The sequence below is a fragment of the Delftia sp. S65 genome (genome assembly GCF_016516495.1).
Lineage (GTDB): Bacteria > Pseudomonadota > Gammaproteobacteria > Burkholderiales > Burkholderiaceae_C > Comamonas > Comamonas acidovorans.
In genome coordinates this window covers 1-17,262 of the sequence record NZ_JACVUR010000052.1, presented here as the reverse complement: position 1 = coordinate 17,262, position 17,262 = coordinate 1, and the positions used below count along the sequence as shown (strand labels likewise).

The 17,262-nt window shown below is 64.0% G+C and carries 20 protein-coding genes; 12 read left to right on the top strand and 8 right to left on the bottom strand.

All coding sequences use genetic code 11. The features are described from left to right. Positions 1–148 precede the first annotated feature (148 nt). The 3 genes from IAE24_RS26570 to flgA all read right to left on the bottom strand — a co-directional run bounded on the left by IAE24_RS26570 (position 149) and on the right by flgA (position 1,760). Positions 149–520 carry a hypothetical protein gene (locus tag IAE24_RS26570; protein ID WP_012202568.1) on the bottom strand — a complete coding sequence of 124 codons (372 nt, stop codon included), beginning with the start codon at positions 518–520 and terminating at the stop codon, positions 149–151. Positions 521–596: 76 nt separating this feature from the next. Beyond that, complete coding sequence (gene flgM / locus IAE24_RS26565) at positions 597–917, bottom strand: flagellar biosynthesis anti-sigma factor FlgM (RefSeq protein WP_012202567.1); 321 nt, start codon at positions 915–917, stop codon at positions 597–599. Between the two features lie 78 nt (positions 918–995). Further along, positions 996–1,760: a flagellar basal body P-ring formation chaperone FlgA gene (flgA, locus tag IAE24_RS26560; RefSeq protein ID WP_013800366.1), complete on the bottom strand. Its 765-nt coding sequence runs from the start codon at positions 1,758–1,760 to the stop codon at positions 996–998. 234 nt (positions 1,761–1,994) lie between these two features. On the opposite strand from flgA, the gene flgB reads away from it, so the two are divergent. The 12 genes from flgB to IAE24_RS26500 all read left to right on the top strand — a co-directional run bounded on the left by flgB (position 1,995) and on the right by IAE24_RS26500 (position 13,944). Next, positions 1,995–2,408 (top strand): flagellar basal body rod protein FlgB, encoded by a 414-nt coding sequence (gene flgB / locus IAE24_RS26555; protein ID WP_013800365.1) that lies wholly within the window; start codon positions 1,995–1,997, stop codon positions 2,406–2,408. Positions 2,409–2,438: 30 nt separating this feature from the next. Continuing rightward, positions 2,439–2,843: a flagellar basal body rod protein FlgC gene (gene flgC / locus IAE24_RS26550; RefSeq protein ID WP_012202564.1), complete on the top strand. Its 405-nt coding sequence runs from the start codon at positions 2,439–2,441 to the stop codon at positions 2,841–2,843. A gap of 34 nt (positions 2,844–2,877) precedes the next feature. Next, positions 2,878–3,540, top strand: a complete 663-nt coding sequence (locus tag IAE24_RS26545; protein WP_097204365.1) for a flagellar hook assembly protein FlgD — start codon at positions 2,878–2,880, stop codon at positions 3,538–3,540. 40 nt (positions 3,541–3,580) lie between these two features. Next, positions 3,581–4,837: a flagellar hook protein FlgE gene (flgE, locus tag IAE24_RS26540; protein WP_199962063.1), complete on the top strand. Its 1,257-nt coding sequence runs from the start codon at positions 3,581–3,583 to the stop codon at positions 4,835–4,837. 29 nt (positions 4,838–4,866) lie between these two features. Continuing rightward, positions 4,867–5,607 (top strand): flagellar basal body rod protein FlgF, encoded by a 741-nt coding sequence (locus tag IAE24_RS26535; RefSeq protein ID WP_013800363.1) that lies wholly within the window; start codon positions 4,867–4,869, stop codon positions 5,605–5,607. Positions 5,608–5,629: 22 nt separating this feature from the next. Beyond that, a complete protein-coding gene (flgG, locus tag IAE24_RS26530) occupies positions 5,630–6,412 on the top strand; it encodes a flagellar basal-body rod protein FlgG (RefSeq protein ID WP_013800362.1) in 783 nt (260 codons plus the stop codon). A 175-nt stretch (positions 6,413–6,587) separates the two neighbouring features. Beyond that, positions 6,588–7,295 carry a flagellar basal body L-ring protein FlgH gene (locus tag IAE24_RS26525; protein ID WP_063327631.1) on the top strand — a complete coding sequence of 236 codons (708 nt, stop codon included), beginning with the start codon at positions 6,588–6,590 and terminating at the stop codon, positions 7,293–7,295. A 20-nt stretch (positions 7,296–7,315) separates the two neighbouring features. Further along, complete coding sequence (locus tag IAE24_RS26520) at positions 7,316–8,464, top strand: flagellar basal body P-ring protein FlgI (protein ID WP_012202558.1); 1,149 nt, start codon at positions 7,316–7,318, stop codon at positions 8,462–8,464. Next, positions 8,461–9,423 carry a flagellar assembly peptidoglycan hydrolase FlgJ gene (flgJ, locus tag IAE24_RS26515; protein WP_012202557.1) on the top strand — a complete coding sequence of 321 codons (963 nt, stop codon included), beginning with the start codon at positions 8,461–8,463 and terminating at the stop codon, positions 9,421–9,423. The genes IAE24_RS26520 and flgJ overlap by 4 nt, the downstream gene beginning before the upstream one ends. A 14-nt stretch (positions 9,424–9,437) precedes the next feature. Continuing rightward, positions 9,438–11,414, top strand: coding sequence for a flagellar hook-associated protein FlgK (flgK, locus tag IAE24_RS26510; protein WP_199962062.1), 1,977 nt, complete (start codon positions 9,438–9,440; stop codon positions 11,412–11,414). Positions 11,415–11,433: 19 nt separating this feature from the next. Next, complete coding sequence (gene flgL / locus IAE24_RS26505; protein ID WP_199962061.1) at positions 11,434–12,630, top strand: flagellar hook-associated protein FlgL; 1,197 nt, start codon at positions 11,434–11,436, stop codon at positions 12,628–12,630. 21 nt (positions 12,631–12,651) lie between these two features. Further along, on the top strand, positions 12,652–13,944 hold the full coding sequence (locus IAE24_RS26500) for an HDOD domain-containing protein (RefSeq protein ID WP_199962060.1): 1,293 nt from the start codon (positions 12,652–12,654) through the stop codon (positions 13,942–13,944). A 144-nt stretch (positions 13,945–14,088) separates the two neighbouring features. Here the strand turns inward: IAE24_RS26500 and IAE24_RS26495 are convergent, their stop codons facing one another. The 5 genes from IAE24_RS26495 to IAE24_RS26475 all read right to left on the bottom strand — a co-directional run. Beyond that, positions 14,089–14,388 (bottom strand): flagellar protein FliT, encoded by a 300-nt coding sequence (locus tag IAE24_RS26495; protein WP_199962059.1) that lies wholly within the window; start codon positions 14,386–14,388, stop codon positions 14,089–14,091. Positions 14,389–14,400: 12 nt separating this feature from the next. After that, positions 14,401–14,814: a flagellar export chaperone FliS gene (gene fliS, locus IAE24_RS26490; protein ID WP_199962057.1), complete on the bottom strand. Its 414-nt coding sequence runs from the start codon at positions 14,812–14,814 to the stop codon at positions 14,401–14,403. 66 nt (positions 14,815–14,880) lie between these two features. Next, on the bottom strand, positions 14,881–16,257 hold the full coding sequence (fliD, locus tag IAE24_RS26485) for a flagellar filament capping protein FliD (RefSeq protein ID WP_199962055.1): 1,377 nt from the start codon (positions 16,255–16,257) through the stop codon (positions 14,881–14,883). 1 nt (position 16,258) lies between these two features. Further along, positions 16,259–16,519, bottom strand: a complete 261-nt coding sequence (locus tag IAE24_RS26480; protein ID WP_199962053.1) for a hypothetical protein — start codon at positions 16,517–16,519, stop codon at positions 16,259–16,261. A gap of 52 nt (positions 16,520–16,571) precedes the next feature. Beyond that, on the bottom strand, positions 16,572–17,262 hold a 691-nt coding region (locus IAE24_RS26475; RefSeq protein ID WP_267908936.1), incomplete at its 5' end, for a flagellin.

The window sequence follows — 17,262 nt, the reverse complement described above, 5'->3', positions numbered from 1 at the left end:
CAAGCTGCAGCCTTGCTTGCGCCCGCTGCGCAGATTCATTCAGCCGAATTCCAGCCCGGAAAAGACAAAACCCTCGGGCACGGATGCCGGAGGGTTGAGCAGGGGGAAGAAAGAAGAGAAAGAGAAGAGAGAAAAAAGGGACGCGGCTTCAGCTGGCCGAGTGGTAGATGCGCGCCTTGCCCGGTCCGGCATGGGGATGTCCATACAGGTCGCGTCCATACGTGGCCTGGTCCGAAGTCTGGGGAATCAGCGCCGCCGCCTGGCTCTGGGCCACCACGGCCATGCGTGCCAGCTGGTCGCGCTGCATGGCCATCTGCTCGCCCAGCGCCTGGGCGCGTTCGCGCAGCTCCTGCGTCCAGTCGGCCGCGCTGAAGCGCCGGGCCAGTTCGGAGAACGCCGCCATGGCATCGCGCAGCCGGGTGCTGGACTGCTCCAGCGCGACCGCATCCTTCGATTGCAGCGAGGCGGACACCATCCGGACCACCGCGTCCAGGGAATCGAGCATCTCGCTGAGAGTCATGGGACAGGCCTTGCTGAAAAAAGAAAGCGCGTGCTCGCGCCGGAAGGAAAAAACCGAGAAAGAACCGAACCCGCGCTCAGACGCGCGAGTGCGAGAGGAATTCTTCGGAGTTGGCCAGCAGCTTGTCGGCCACGGCGTCGGCGTTCACGCGGAAGGTGCCGTTGGCAATGGCTTCGCGGATTTCCTTGACGCGGTTGGCATCGAAATCGGCCGTGGCGCGACCAGATTGGTCCAGTGCGCGGGCCGAGGTCGAGAACGACACGGGAACACCGGCCGCCTTGGCAGGCTGGGCCTGGGCGGAGGATTCCTCGGTGGCAATGGTGCTGGCTGTCTTGGGCTGCTTGGCGGCGGCCTGGGAGGCAGCGGCGGGCAGTTCCGGTTTTTGACCTATCTTCATCTTGATTCTCCAATCGCCCTGGCGGCGTGAGGCGCTGTGCCTAGCTTTCGACTGCCTGGAACAAAACTTGAGGTTTTTTTACTGGACCAGCACCACGCCCTCGGGATTCACCACCCCGGAGATGAGCCGGCCATTATCCATGCGAACCCGCACGGTCTGGCCTTCACCGGCGGCCGACATGGCCTTGCCCGACGATGTGACGGAAAAACCACCACCGTTGACCAGAACGCGCACTTCGGCACCCACCGCGAACAGCGCCGGCGTGCGCAGCATGTTCTGGCGCAGCGCCTGGCCTGCGGCCAGCGGGCGGGAAGCCACCAGGCCCACCCAGTCCTGCTGGTTGGCGTAGACGGCGGCCGATTCCTCGGCCCAGTCCACTTCGGCCTGGACGGCATCGTCGGCCGACAGCGGGCGGCCCGAAGGCACACCGTTTTGCAGCACCCAGGCCGGCCCCCAGGCCTTGACCGTGATGGGCAGGAACACATTCCAGGCCACGGCGCCCTGCAGGCAGCGCAGACCCAGGCGGGTACGGCCCCACAGGCGCGAGCCTGCGGGCAAATAGGGTTCGACCTTGGCGCAGGCAGCCAGGCGCAGGCGGGGATCGAGCTGGCCCATCTGCACTTCCATGCGCAGGGGCAAGGCGCCCGCGCCGGCCATGCCCTGCTGCAGGGCCTCGTCGGCAAAGCGCTGGCCGATCTGGCTGAGCTGGGCTGCACCGTCAGGAGCGTTTTGCGCGAAGGCAGGGCCTGCCAGCGACGCTCCAGCGGCAAGCGCAGCGCATGCGGCGGCGCGAGCGAGGGCTCGGACGGCGGATGGCGAATGGGCGGTGCTGAAGTTCGGCATGGCTGTGGCTCCTGACTTGCTCCGGCCTCCCGTCAGGATGGGTGGGACACCTGGAGCGATGCCAGCAAATATAGGGCGAGCGCTCTTTTCCGAAGCGCCGAACTGCGCAGGCAAACGCGCTTTCTTCGCGCTTTAGCGTTCGGGCCCGATTTCCATAATCGACGCATGCCGCAGTCCGTGGGCTGCCGCCATTTCGTCAACCGATCACCGCAAATCCCAGAGGGCGAGGCCGACATGCTCGACAAGATGACTGAACGACTGGACTTCCAGAGCAAGGCGCTGGTGCTGCGCGCCGAGCGCCAGCGTGCAATCGCCAGCAACATCGCCAATGCCGACACCCCGGGCTACGTGGCGCGCGACTTCAATTTCCGCGAGGCGCTGACGGCCGTTACCTCCGGCCCCTCGCCCATGACGCTGGCCAGCGTCAGCCAGGGCGGACACATTCCCCTGCCTGCCGCCGCCTCGGGGCAGAGCGCGCAAAGCCATCTCGGCTACTCGGTGCAGGCCCAGACCAACATGGACAACAACACCGTGGACCTGGACCGCGAACGCGCCAACTTCGTCGACAACGCCGTGCGCTACGAAGCCACGCTGCGCTTTCTGAACGGCCAGGCCAAGACCATGCTGTCGGCCATCCAGGGCCAGTAAGCCGGCGCCACAGACCACAGGAGCTTTCCCATGTCCATGTTCTCCATCTTCAGCATCTCCGGCAGTGCCGTCAGCGCCCAATCGCAGCGCCTGAACGTCGTGGCCTCGAATCTGGCCAACGTCGATGCCGTGGCCGGCCCCGACGGCAAGGCCTACCAGGCGCGCCAGGTGGTCTTCCAGACCGTGGCCATGGGCGAGGAAGGCTCCTCGGGCGTGCGCGTCAGCGCCATCAGCCAGGACAACACGCCCGGCCGCCGCATCCACGACCCCCAGCACCCGCTGGCCGATGCCGAAGGCTATGTGACGCACTCCAACGTCAGCGCCGTGGACGAGATGGTCAACATGATCTCGGCCTCGCGCTCCTACCAGAACAACGTCGAGGTCATGAACACGACCAAGTCGCTGCTGCTCAAAACCCTGCAGATGGGCCAGTGAGCCCCGTCCGCACCACCTTCCAGGAGCCACTCCCATGATCTATGGCGCAGGCAGCGTCGCCAGCACGGCCGACATCAACAACAAGTCCGCCACGAGCAATTCGACCACCGACCCCGCGGCGGCGCAGGACCGTTTCCTGAAGCTGCTGGTCGCGCAGTTGAACAACCAGGATCCCATGAATCCCATGGACAACGCGCAGATGACCTCGCAGATGGCGCAGATCAACACCGTCACCGGCATCCAGCAGTTGAACAAGACCATGGAAAGCATGGCCGGCCAGTTCACCGCCATGCAGGTGCTGCAGGGCACGCAGATGATCGGCCGCACCGTGCTGACCGAAGGCAACACCCTGGGCGTGGGCAAGGAAAAGTCCTATACGGCAGCCTTCGACCTCGAAGGCCCGGCCGCCGATGTCAAGGTGCAGATCACCACGGCCGGCGGCGAGCTGGTGGACACCGTCGAGCTGGGCAGCGGCACCGCGGGCCGCAACTACTTCACCTGGGACGGCAGCAAGTACACGGGCGATGCCAGCCAGCTGCGCTACACGGTGCAGGCCACGAATGCCGACACGGTCGTGGCCTCGACCACGCTGTCGCCCCATGCGGTGCTCGCCACAGGCACCACCGACGGCAAGCTGACGCTGGAGCTGGACGACGGCACCAACGTCGCCTACGCCTCCGTCAAGGCCGTGTACTGACCCCCGCACCATCCACCCAAATACATCGCAGGAGCACACCATGGGATTCCAACAAGGCCTCTCGGGTCTGAACGCCGCCAGCAAGAACCTGGACGTGATCGGCCACAACATCGCCAACGCCAACACCACGGGCTTCAAGTCCTCGCGCGCCGAGTTCGCCGAGGCCGTGGCCAGCGCCGTGGGTTCGGCCAGCGGCCAGAACAGCGGCATCGGCGTCAATGTGGCCGCCGTGACCCAGCAGTTCCGCCAGGGCCCGATCACCACCACGGGCAACAACCTGGACGTGGCCATCAACGGCAACGGCTTCTTCGTCGTGCGCCAGCCCGACGGCAGCACGGCCTACACGCGCGCCGGCAACTTCGGCCTGGACAAGCAGGGCAACCTCAAGACCGTGCAGGGCGACAACGTCATGGGCTACCCCGTGGACGCCACCACGGGCAAGGTGCTGGCCGGCGGCCAGCCAGTTCCCATGGTCTTTCCTTCGGGCCAGCCGATCGCTGCCAAGACCACGACCAAGATCGACGTGTCGCTGAACCTCGATGCGCGCGCCACGCCCGCAGCCGGCAACTCCACCGCCACGCCGCCCGTGCCCGCCACACCGCGCGCCACCTATGGCACCTCGATCAACGTCTATGACAGCCAGGGCGTGCCCACAGCCGTGCCACTGTACTTCGAGAAAGAAGCGACACCAGCTAACACCTGGAAGGTGTATACCAGCCTCGATACAAATGCTGCGGCCGTAGGCTCCCTCACCTTCGATGCATCCGGCAAGCTGACCGGCAATAGCACGATTACCGGCGTACAGATCAACAGCAGCAACCCCAACGCCCCCACGCCCGGCACCATCAACGGCACGGCCGGAGTGACGCTGGACTTCTCCAATCTCTCCCAGTTCGGCTCCAAGTTCGCGGTCAGCAGCCTCAAGCAGGACGGCTACACCTCGGGCGCGCTCACCGGCATCAATGTCGGCAACGATGGCTCCATCGTGGCAACCTACTCCAACGGCGTGACGCGCACCGAGGGCCAGCTGGCCCTGGCCGCCTTCACCAACACCCAGGGCCTGGGCGCCGTGGGCGACAACAAGTGGGTGGAGACCTCGGATTCGGGCCCAGCCCTGAACGGCACGGCCGAGTCGGGCACCTTCGGCTCGCTGCGCTCGGGCGCGCTGGAAGACTCCAACGTGGACCTGACCGCCGAGCTGGTGAACATGATGACCGCGCAGCGCGCCTACCAGGCCAATGCCCAGACCATCAAGACCCAGGACCAGGTCTTCTCGACCCTGGTGAACCTGCGCTGATAGCCAAGAACTGAGTCAGGAGAGCCGGCATGGACCGCATCATCTACACCTCCATGACGGGCGCCAACGCAGCGGCGCAGCGTCAGTCCGTGCTGGCCCACAACCTGGCCAATGCCGGCACCAACGGCTTCCGGGCCGAAATGTCCACCTTCCGCTCCGTGCCCCTGCAGGGCAGCGGCGCGGGCACGCGCGTGTTCGCGCTGGAGGCGACCTCCGGCTACGTGGACACGCCCGGACCCACCCAGCGTACGGGCCGCGCACTGGACGCCATGGCCATGGGCCGCGCCTGGTTCGCCGTCCAGGGCCTGGATGGCCAGGAGGCCTACACACGCAACGGCGTGTTCGAAGTCTCCCCCGAGGGCCAGCTGGTCAACAGCAATGGCCAGGCCGTGCTGTCCGACGGCGGCGGCCCCATCGACATTCCCCCCGAGTCCACGATCACGCTGGGCTCGGACGGCACGCTGACCGCCAAGACCGGCAACCAGCTGCCCGTGGCCGTGGGCCGCGTCAAGCTGGCCACGCCGCCCGAGGACGCCGCGCTGGTGCGCGGCAATGACGGCCTGTTCCGCACGGGCGACGGCGATCCGCTGCCCAACGACGAGAACGCACGCCTGCTGTCCGGCGCCATCGAAGGCTCGAACGTGAACTCGGTGGAGACCATGGTCGGCATGATTGCCGCCGCCCGCCAGTTCGAGACCCAGATGCGCCTGCTGCAGACGGCAGAAACCAATGACAAGACGGCCAGCCAACTCTTGAGCATGAACGGCTGAAAGCACTGAAAAGGAAAACGCCATGATCAATTCACTGTTCATCTCCAAGACCGGCATGGAAGCCCAGCAGACCCAGCTGGACGTGATTTCCCATAACCTGGCCAACGTCTCGACCACGGGCTACAAGCGCGCCAGCGCGGTGTTCGAGGATCTGATCTACCAGAACCTGCGCCAGTCCGGCTCGCAGACGACCGAGCAGAACCAGTTGCCCACGGGCCTGCACCTGGGCCTGGGTGTGCGCACGGTGGCCACCTCGCGCAATTTCCTGCAGGGCGCCCTGCAGCAGTCCAACAATGCGCTGGACGTGGCCATCGACGGCAACGGCTTCTTCCAGGTCAACATGCCCGACGGCACGACGGCCTATACCCGTGACGGCTCCTTCCAGGTCGATGCGCAGGGCCAGCTGGTGACTGCCAGCGGCATGCCCATCGCCAACGGCGTGACCATTCCCCAGGGCGCGACCAAGGTGTCGATCAGCCCCGAGGGCGTGGTCAGCGTGACCATGGCCGGCCAAGCCGCGCCCCAGCAGGTGGGCAATATCGCGATGAGCCAGTTCATCAATCCGGCCGGCCTGGAGCCGCGTGGTCAGAACCTGTTCACCGAGACCGCTTCCTCGGGCCAGCCCCAGCAGGGCCAGCCCGGCGTCAACGGCATGGGCATGATCAAGCAGGGCTACCTGGAAGGCTCGAACGTGAACGTGGTGCAGGAGCTGGTGACCATGATCCAGACCCAGCGCGCCTATGAAATGAATTCCAAGGCCATCACGACTTCGGACCAGATGCTGGCCAAGCTGGCGCAGCTGTAATCGATCTCTCCCCCTGAGCGGCTTCGCCGCTTCCCCCTCTCTCGCTGCGCGGGAGGGGGACGACACCCTCGGTGCGGGGCGGCCCTTCCTCGGTGTCCCTGGGCTGGGACATGCCAGTTCTCGAGGGTGGGGTCTGCATGCGCAGCCATGAACCATTGAACCCGGGAACATCGCCATGACCCAACGAATCTTCTCCCTTTCCGCAACGGGCACGTGCCTGGCGCTGGCGGCAGTCCTGTCGGGCTGCACGACGCTCAATGACCCGCCGCCGGTGGACATGCCGTCCACTGCGCCTCCGGTGCTGATGCCGGCCGCGCCCGTGGCGGGCAGCCCTACGGGCAGCCTGTTCAATGCCGCCAGCTACCGTCCCGGCTTCGAGAACCGGCGCGCGCGCCTGGTGGGGGACATGGTGACGGTGCAGATCGTGGAGCGCGTGACGGCCAGCCAGAAGTCGGATTCGGGCCTGAAGCGCTCCAACAAGACCACGGCGGGGATTTCTGCGCTGCCGCTGTTCTCGGGCAATGCGCTGGCCAATCTCAAGGACCGCTCGAACATCGGTTTCAACAACAACAACGACTACACGGGCTCGGGCTCGACGTCGAGCGACAACACGTTCACGGGCGCCATCAGCACGACGGTGGTCGATGTGCTGCCAAACGGCCATCTGGTGATCGCCGGAGAAAAGCAGATCGGCGTGAACCACAACGTGGATGTGCTGCGCTTCACGGGCACGGTGGACCCGCGCACGATGCAGCCCGGCAGCCTGGTCGCATCGACCCAGGTGGCCAATGTGCGCGTGGAATCGCGCAGCCGCGGACAGGCCGGGGAAGCGCAGTCAATTGGCTGGTTGTCCCGGTTCTTTTTGAACGTTATGCCGTTCTGATTCTCCGGAGAATGGACAGCATGAAAGTACTGTCCATGCTCCTGACATTGCGCCAAGCGCAGCGCCCCTTCTGGGTTGCAGCCGCCCTCGGCGCCAGCATGCTGACCCTGCCGGCGCATGCAACACGCATCAAAGAGGTCGCTGCCATCCAGGGCGTGCGCAGCAACCAGTTGACCGGCTACGGTCTGGTGGTCGGCCTCGACGGCACGGGCGACCAGACCACCCAGATGCCCTACACCAAGCAGGCCCTGGCCAATTACCTGGAGCAGATGGGCATCTCGCTGCCCGCCACAGGCAATTCGGGCCAGCTGCAGCTCAAGAACGTGGCGGCCGTGATCGTCACCGCCGAACTGCCGGCCTTTGCCCAGCCGGGCCAGGCCATCGACGTGGTGGTCTCCTCCGTGGGCAATGCCAAGTCGCTCAAGGGCGGCACCCTGGTGGCCACGCCGCTGCGCGGCGCCGATGGCGAGATCTATGCGCTAGCCCAGGGCAACCTCGTGGTCGGCGGCGCCGGCGCCTCGGCCGGCGGCTCCAAGGTACAGATCAACCACCTGAGCGCAGGCCGCGTGCCGCAGGGCGCCCAGGTCGAGCGCGCCGTACCCACCCCGATCAATGAAGGCGACAGCATCACGCTGGGCCTGAACGCCACCGATTTCCAGACCGCCGACAAGGTGGTGCGCGCCATCAACCAGCGCATGGGCCAGGGCGTGGCACAGGCGCTGGACGGGCGCACCGTGCGCGTGTCCGCGCCCCAGGACCCGGGATCGCGCGTGCGCATGATCGCCGAGATCCAGGAGATGCCGATCGAGACCTCCAAGCCCTCGGCCAAGGTCGTGATCAATGCACGCACGGGCTCCATCGTGCTCAACCAGGCCGTGACCCTGGGGCCCTGCGCCATCGCGCATGGCAACCTGGCCATCACCATCAGCACCACGCCGGTGATCAGCCAGCCCGGCGCCTTCTCGCAGGGCCAGACCGTGGTGGCCCAGAAGTCCGACATCCAGATCAAGCAGGAGCCCGGCAACATCATCAACATGCCCGGCTCCCCGCAACTGACCGACGTGGTGCGCGCACTCAACACGCTGGGCGCCACGCCCCAGGACCTGCTGGCCATCCTGCAGGCCATCAAGGCAGCAGGCGCCCTCAACGCCGAACTGGAGGTGATATGAGCATCGCACTTCCCAACGGATCGCAGACTGCGGCCAGCAATGCGCTGGCGGCCGACGCCCGGTCCCTCAACGCACTCAAATTCGCGGCCGGCGAGAACAGTCCGCAGGCCGCGAAGGAAACCGCCAAGCAGCTGGAATCGCTGTTCATGCGCGAGATGATCAAGAGCATGCGCGAGGCCACCATGAAGTCCGGCCTGCTGGACAGCGCACAGGGCAACCTCAGCACCGACATGCTGGACCAGCAGCTGTCGGTGGCCATGTCGGGCCAGCCCGGCGGCCTGTCGGATGCCATCACGCGCCAGCTGGCCCGCACCATGGGCTCGGAAGCCGCCGAGGATGCCGAAATCTCCGTGCCCTCCACACTGAGCATGAGCCGCATCGCCTGGCGCAGCACGGCCGGCAGCGCCAATGGCACCACAGGTGCCTGGAGCGGCAGCCGCAGCAGCGCGGCCCAGTCCGTCAACGCCTACGCGCCCGCGCCCAAGGGCCGTGACAACTTCGTCGCCCACCATGGCGACGCCGCTGCACGCGTGGCGCAGGAAAGCGGCATTCCGGCCGCCTTCATGCTGGGCCAGGCCGGACACGAGACCGGCTGGGGCAAGAGCGAAATCAAGAATGCCAATGGCAGCAATGCCCACAACCTGTTCGGCATCAAGGCCGGCAAGGGCTGGACGGGCAAGGTCGCCGAGGTCACGACCACCGAATACATCGACGGCGTGGCGCGCAAGGTCACGGCCAAGTTCCGTGCCTACGACTCCTACGAGGAGTCCTTCCGCGACTACGCGCGCCTGATCACCAGCAATCCGCGCTACGAGAAAGCCATGGGAAAGACCGACTCGGCCCTGGCCTATGCAACCGAGCTGCAGAAAGCCGGCTACGCCACCGATCCCGAATACGCCAGCAAGCTCAGCCGCGCCATCCAGAGCGCCGTGCAGAGCGCGGCACGTGCCCAAGCCTAACCAGAGAACACGTCATGAGCCTTTTGAACGTCGGGTCCCGCGCCCTGATGGCGAACCAGATCGCCCTGCAGACCACAGGCCACAACATCGCCAACGTCAACACGGCCGGATATTCGCGCCAGAGCGTGGCCTTCCAGACCTCGCCGGGCCAGAACATGGGCAGCGGCTACATCGGCAATGGCGTGGATGTGAACACCATCCTGCGCAACTTCAATGACCTGCTCAACCGCCAGGCAGCCACGGCCAGCGCCGTGTCGGCGGCCGACTCGGCACGTGCGCAATCTCTGACGCAAATGCAGGAGGTGTTCAGTGGCGGCAAGACCGGCCTCGGCGCGGCGATCACGGACATGATGAATTCGTTTGCCGACATCGTCGGCGCCCCCACGGATCCGACGGCACGCAGCGTGGTGCTGACTCGCATGAACGAACTGGCGGCCCGCTTTCGCTCGTCCTCTGCACAGTTGGAGGAGCTGGACTACAACACACGCCAGCAGATGGGCAATGACGTTACCGTGGTCAACAGCCTTGCCAGCCAGATCGCAACGCTCAACGGGCAGATCAGCCAGTCCATTGCCACAGGCCATGCACCCAATGATCTACTGGATCAGCGTGACCAGTTGGTGCGTGACATGAACCAATACGTCCAGACCACCCAGATTCCGGCCGATGACGGCTCCATCAGCCTGTTCGTGGGTGGTAGCCAGCCGCTGGTACTGGGCCAGAATGCGGCCAAACTAGAAGTCCGGGAATCCTCCCAATACCCTGGCAGTGGCCAGATGACCTTGTACTTCAAGCAATCCGGCGGGACGGATGTGGAGCTCACGCCCGGAATGCTCGGAGGCGGTGAAATCTCCGGCCTGCTCCAATTCCAGGGCAGTGATCTCGCGGAAGGTCGCAACCTGCTCGGGCGCATGGCTGCCGCCCTCGGCGCAGCCATGAATACCCAGCACCAAAGCGGCCTGACACAGGATGGCACGCGCGGCACAGCATTGTTCACGGTACCCACGGCCATAGCAGGTCGCACGACGATCTCGGGCATCACCGCCCAGGTGCAGTTCGTCGACCAAACCTCCACCAGCAATCCCAAGGCTGCGCTGGACTACACGGCCTATGCCGCATCCGACTACAAAGTCGTCTTCAAGACGGGGGGCGCCCTGTCCCTGGTTCGGCTCTCGGACAACAAGACCACGGACTTCGCCAACGTCACCGATCTTGCAAATACCACGGTGGATGGACTGCGCTTCGAGATATCCGCGCCAGGCGCGGCCAACCAGAGCGTGCTGTTCCAGCCTTTTTCTGCCGCCGCTCACGACTTCAAGGCGCTTGTATCGTCTGCCCGGGATCTGGCAATTGCCAACCCCATCACCGCCGGCATGGCTGAAGGCAACAAGGGCAATCTGCAGATGACTTCGCTGAAAATGCTGTCGCCCACTTCAGCACTGCCGCCAACCCCTTCTGGAGTGCAGTTGAGCTTCCAGGTAGATGCGACGACCGGGGCGGTCACCTACAGTTTTACGGGCGCAGCATCGGGCAACGGCACGCCCCAGCCTTATGTCTCGGGTCAACCCATTGTCGTGGACGGCTGGTCCATCACGCTCACAGGTACTCCACATCAAGGAGATTCGCTACGCGTAGGCAACGCGCTGGACCCGCAATATGGCGACAGCTATCTGCGAAACGCCGGCAACGGATCGGCTTTCCTGGACTTGCGCGACAAGCAGGTATTCGACAAGAGCACCTCACTCAGCGATGGTTTCTCCAGCGCGATCGCGCAAGTAGGCGCGCGCACCCAGAGCGCCACTTACGCAGCAAAGCTTTCCGGGACCATCGCCTCCAACCTCGAGGCGGACCGCACCGCGGTGTCAGGCGTGAACCTCGATGAAGAGGCGGCCAAGCTGCTGCAGTATCAGCAGTCCTATCAGGCCTCGGCCAAGATGCTGCAAGTGGCGCAGGGCATTTTCGACAGTGTGCTTCAGGCCGTGGGCCGCTAATTTCGCGAGGAGATCCAACATGAGCAACATCGCACGCATTGGCACTGCCAACATGTACGACAACACGGTGCGCAACCTCACATCGCGCCAGAGCAACCTCGTGGAATTGATGGAGAAGACCACCGCCGGTAAGCGCGTACTGCGCGCCAGCGATGACCCCGTAGCAGCAGCTCAGGCCGAGCGCGCTCAGACCCGGCTCACGCGCACCGCCACGGACCAGCGCTCGCTGGACGCGCAACGCAACATCATGACCAATGCCGAGTCGACGCTCGGTGAGGCTCACTCCGCCATGCAGGAGCTTCGGGACTTGCTGGTGAACGCGGGCAACGGCTCGTTCGATCAGCAGTCGCGCGACACCCTGCTGGCCAGAATGACCAGCCTTCGTGAGCAATTGGTGAACTACGCCAATCGCAAGGACACCAACGGTCTGCCACTGTTCCGGGGCCTGGACAGCGCCGACCAGCCCATCCAGGGCTATAACTTCGTGGGCCAGCCCGGCCAGGCAGGCAGTAGCGATAGTGGCATTGCCAATTCCATCGACGGCGCAGCCGCATGGATGAACGTTCCCACAGGAAACGGCGTCTACCAGGTCAGCCTGGACACGGCCGGTGGTGGAAAATTCTGGACCGACGTAGGCACTATCACCGATCCTGCCGCCGCTGCAGCAGCGACACGCCCCATCACCGTGAAGTTTTCCACCGATGCCAGCGGCAACCTGCAATACAGCGCTGACAACGGAGCCACCTTCAAACCCTTTAAATCGGGCGATGCCATCGAGATCCAGGGCATGCGTGTCACTGTTTCTGGAACACCCAAGGCGGGCGACGGCTTCGTGCTGCAGGACAGCACGCGCTCCGATGTCTTCAGTGTGGTCGACCGTGTGATTGATGCCGTGCGCAATGGAGCCAACGCCGACGGCAGCACCAAGCCTGAACTCACCCAAGCCATTGGCCGAGGCTTGACCGAGATCGATTCCAGCATGAGCCGTCTGCACTCGGCACGCGGCCTGGCGGGCGACTTGCTCAACCGTGCCGATCGCATCGAAGATGGGCTGCTGGACCGTGAAGTCCAACTCGAAGCAGACCGCTCACGCGCCGAAGACATAGATATGATCAAGGCCCTCTCTGAAGTGGACATGCAGAAGGTAGGACTGCAGGCTGCCTTGCAGTCCTATGCCTCGATCCAGAAACTGTCACTGTTCAACTTCATCAACTGATAGCCACCCGCGCATGCATCCATGGTCCAGTCCGTCCTGAGCTCTCTGACCCTCGGCTATAGGCCGCTCTGGAACCAGGCCCGCCGTCTGGCGGGCGTGCAGCTTTATCTTCACGAGGAACCCGGCGTCCAGGCCGACGTGGCCCACCTGCTGCGCATACTGCGCGAGACCTGGGGCACGCAGTCGCCGCCGGTACTTCTGTCGCCCCAGTCGCGCCAGGTGCTGTGCGACCTGCTGGAAAACGCCTCCAAGGGCAGCCCCTGGATCGAAGTGCGCGGCGACTGGCTGCAGGACTCCGCCATCTACGACCTGGTGCGCCAGGCCCATGCGCGCGGCCTGATGCTGGTGTGGCGCGGGCCGCTGTCCGATGTGCCCGACGCCCAGGCCGCCCACTGGTTTGCCAGCAGCGTGCTGCACCTGCCGCCCGAAGGCGCTTCGGGCATGCAAAACCAGACAGCGCTTGCGCTGCAACAGGCCGCGCAGGCAGCCCAGGCACCGACCAAGCTGCAGGCCCTGAAGCAGGCCGTCAGGCCCGCGCCCACCCTGCCGCCCCTGCAACTGCTGGGCGGCCAGATGTATGAGGGGCTGGACAGCCTGGCCCTGACCGATCTGTGCCTGGACAGCTTCCATGCGGGCGCCATCGCCGGCTGGCCCGTGGCCGATACGCTGCATGCCCAGCGCCATCACGCCGCCCTGCCCAGCCGCGACACCGTGCTCGCACTGATGCGCGCCGTCGATGCCGAGCAATCGATCGAGGCCTTCGAGCAGATCCTGGGCGAGGACCCCATCCTGGCCTATCGCTTCATGCTCTACACCAACTCCGCAGCCCTGGGCCTGCGGGGCAATGTGGACTCGCTGCGCCGCGGCCTGGTGATGCTGGGATACGGCACGCTGCAGCGCTGGCTGTCCGACCAGCTGCCCCACGCCTGCACCGAGCCCAGCCTGGTGCCCGTGCGCACCGCCATCCGGCTGCGCGCCAGCCTGACCGAGCGACTGATCGAGGCCGGCATCAGCCACGACCTGCAGCGCGAGGTCTATCTGCTGGGCCTGCTCTCGCAGCTGGACCAGCTGCTGGGCGAACCCCTGCCCACCGCGCTGCGCCGCATTCCCGTGTCCGAGCGCGTCTTCGACGCCGCCGTGACGCGCACCGGCCCCTACGCGCCGGCCCTGCTCATGGCCATTGCGCTGGAGTCCGACGATCCCGCACCGATTCGCCAGCTGCGCGAAGAACACGCCTTCGAGATCGAGGACGTGAACCGCATCCTGCTGCGCATGCTCAGCGAACTGCAGGTGCAGCCCGCGCCTGCGGCCTGATCAGTCCACAGCGGCCGGGTGGGAAGCCTCAGCCGCCGCTGGCATCCGCAGATTCCGCCCATAAAAAAACCGCCTGAACATCAGGCGGTTTTTTTTGTGTCCGGCAGGAAGGCTGCGGATGCAGCTCCTGCCGATCTGCCCTGCTCAATGCATGGCGTGGGGCTGGCCGTCGAACATGTGCTCGAACTGTGCCAGCCAGGGCTCGGCCAGCGTGCGGATCTGGGCATCGTTGCGCAGGATGCGCTGCATGATGCGGGCCTTCTCCTTGCGTTCCTCAGGAGCCAGCGGTTCATCATGGGCCTTGATGCGCAGCTGCTCAATCAAGACTGCGCAAGTGCCCTCGTAGCGCGCTACTCCCTCCCAGTCCTTGTTCTGGGCCGCCTGCAGCATCTTGGCGCTGCTGTCTTCTATGGCGCGATAGAAATCAATCAATGTGTGCTCCATAAACGCATGGCGTTACTGTGCAGCCGCTTCCGGCGAAGTAGCAATGGCCTGCCAGCCCTGGGCAACCGGTTCGACCAAGGCAACGACCTCCTGCACGGCCTCCGCATCGTTGCGCACGTTGGCATGGGTGAGACGCTGGATGCAATAGTCGTACAGGGCGCCCAGGTTAATCGCCAACTCACCGCCTTGCTCACGATTGAGACCGCCTTTGAGACCCTCTTCCAGAATCCGGATGGCACGCCCCAGCTGGGTGCCCTTGGCCTCGACCTCTCCGCGCAGAATCGAACCCCGCGCTGCATTGAGGTTTTGCAACAGGCCCTCGAACAGCATCTGGATGAGTCGGTGGGGTGAAGCACTCTCCACGCCAGACTGCGCACCGACCTGCCGGTAGGCGCTCGCGGCACGGGAAAAAGCAGGGGTATACATAGGGGACATCCTTATCAACGGCTTGCCTTGTATATCGACAGCCGGTCTCCAATATCAAATGTTTTTTTAGGAGGAGCTCTTGTTCCAGCTGGCAACCTGCTGAGTCATGTAGGTGCTCAGCGCGGAGATGGATGCCATCTGCTTGTCCAGCGCCGTGTACTGACGCGTCATCCGTGCCTCCAGAGTGGCAGCGTTCTGGTTGACCTTTTTCTGTTCATCCAGGTTTGCCGTCGATCTTTTTTTCAACGAATCACTCTTGCTGTTGAGCGAGCCATCGTAGGCTAACAACTCGTCCGTGAACTTCTTAAAGTTCACCGCGATGCCACCGCCCGTTCCGTCGCTGGACGACTTGGCAGCAAAAAGGGATTTGAGGGCATCCGGTGATTCCAGCGCCTTGTCCAGCTTGGTCGCATCAGTGATCTTCAGCGTGCCACCCTGCTGCATCTGGATGCCGACCTGAGCCAGGCGATTGAACGCACCAGACGCATTGGAAGCAGTTCCCGTCGTCAGCGAACGCAATGCATTTTGCAGGTTCACCGTGGACGAGTCAGCTTGCAGGACACCCTCGCTTTCATTGTTCGGATCCGTCGAAGCGGTGACCTTTCCATCCACGCTCCGCATGTTCTTGGTGGAGCTGGACAGCAAGTCGTTGACCGCGTTGTAGGCGTCGATAAATTCCTGCAGATTTTTCTTGATCGCGTCCTTGTCGCTCGTAATCGAAACACGCGCATCCTTGCCTGCAGTAGTGACTTCGTTGACCGTAATCTTGAGTCCGGGCAGCACGTTGTCAAAGTTGTCGGACTCCGACACCTGCTCCACACCATTGATCGTGATCTTGGCGTTCTGGGCCGACTGTCCAGCAGGTATGGTGAAGTTCAAACCAGCCGTCGTGAAAGCGGACTTTTCACCGGTTTCCTTGGACGTCAGCATCAAGCGTTCATTGCCCGACGCATCGCGCATCACCGCAGCCTTCACACCGGCACCCTTGTCGTTGATTTTTGCGGCCAGCGTTGTTAGCGTATCGCTGGCCGTGTAATCGACGCCCCAAGATTTCGTACCCTGGGCGATGGTCAACGTCCCCGCCGTCCCCAGCTTGGAGTCCACCACACGTGCGTCACTCACCGAGGTCTGTGCACGCGAAAGCTGGCCCACGCCGATGTCGTAAACCGACTGGCTGGTGATGCCCGTCACCGTCATGGACACAGCCGTATTGCTGGACTTCACGTTCATCGCATTCCAGCCGCTGTCACGCGTTAGCTTGGATGCAGCGTCAGCCAGAGTGCTGGTCAGCGACTTGATCTTGGAATATGTCGATATCTGGGCATCGATGGTCTTGGCCTTGGTCTGCAGGCCATCCAGCGGCTTCTTCGCAAGATCAACCATCTGGGAGATGATTTCCGTGACCTTCAGGCCGCTGCCGATACCGATAGAGGAAATAGCCATTTCACGCTCCTTGACGGCACAGGGCGGACAAGCCCATGCCAATGAATACCGTCGATTCTGAACGAAGGCTGGAAAACCAAAAGCCCGAAAAGCGGCACAGGACCTTGCCAGCATGCGCTTTGTACCAGGCAAAGGCCTCTTGGAACCATGCATGCTTGACGGCAGGATCGGCGAAAACTTGAGCACTTTTTCGCACGTCCCCTGCAAACGGCAAAAAAGGCAGCCGTGCATGAGCAGGGCTGCCATCAAAAAGCAAACTCATCCAAGCTTGCCAGCGCTGGCCCTCATCGAGACGGCGCCAGCAAGCTCCTCCATCAACGCAGCAGGCTCAGCACCTGCTGGGGCAGCTGGTTGGCCTGGGCCACCATCGCCGTACCAGCCTGCTGCAGGATCTGCGTACGGCTCAGGTTCGCCGTCTCCTTGGCAAAGTCGGCATCCGTGATCCGGCTGCGCGCTGCGGAAATGTTCTCGTTCTGGATGTCGATGTTCTCGACCGCCTTCTCGAAGCGGGTCTGCAGTGCACCCAGGTCGCCGCGCGCCGTGTTCACCTTGTCGATGGCGTTGTCGATACGCTGCATGGCTTCCCATGCGCCGGCCTGGGTAGAGATGTCCACCTTGTCGATACCCTTGCCCTCAGCGGTCGAAATGGCTGTGAACGTAGCTGTCGCGCCAGTGATGGTCAAAGCAACGCCGGTTGCGGTTCCATCAGTGTCAGCCTGTGCACGGAAATCAATGGTATTACCATCTTCATTCAGATAGGCCACCACGCCGGTATCAGCCGTCTTGGCATTGATCGCGTTAATGACCTTGCCGACGGTCTCCTTGTCCGTGGAGTTCGCATCAACGGCAACAGCCGTGAACGTGGTGACCGTACCCAGCTTGCCCGTAATGGAGACTTGGACATCCGCAGTAGTGGCGGAAATAGCTGTGGACGAAGCCGTGCCCGTTGCGTAAGAGGAGTTGCCCAGGCTGTCGACCTTCACGTTGCCCAACGAGCCCACGCTG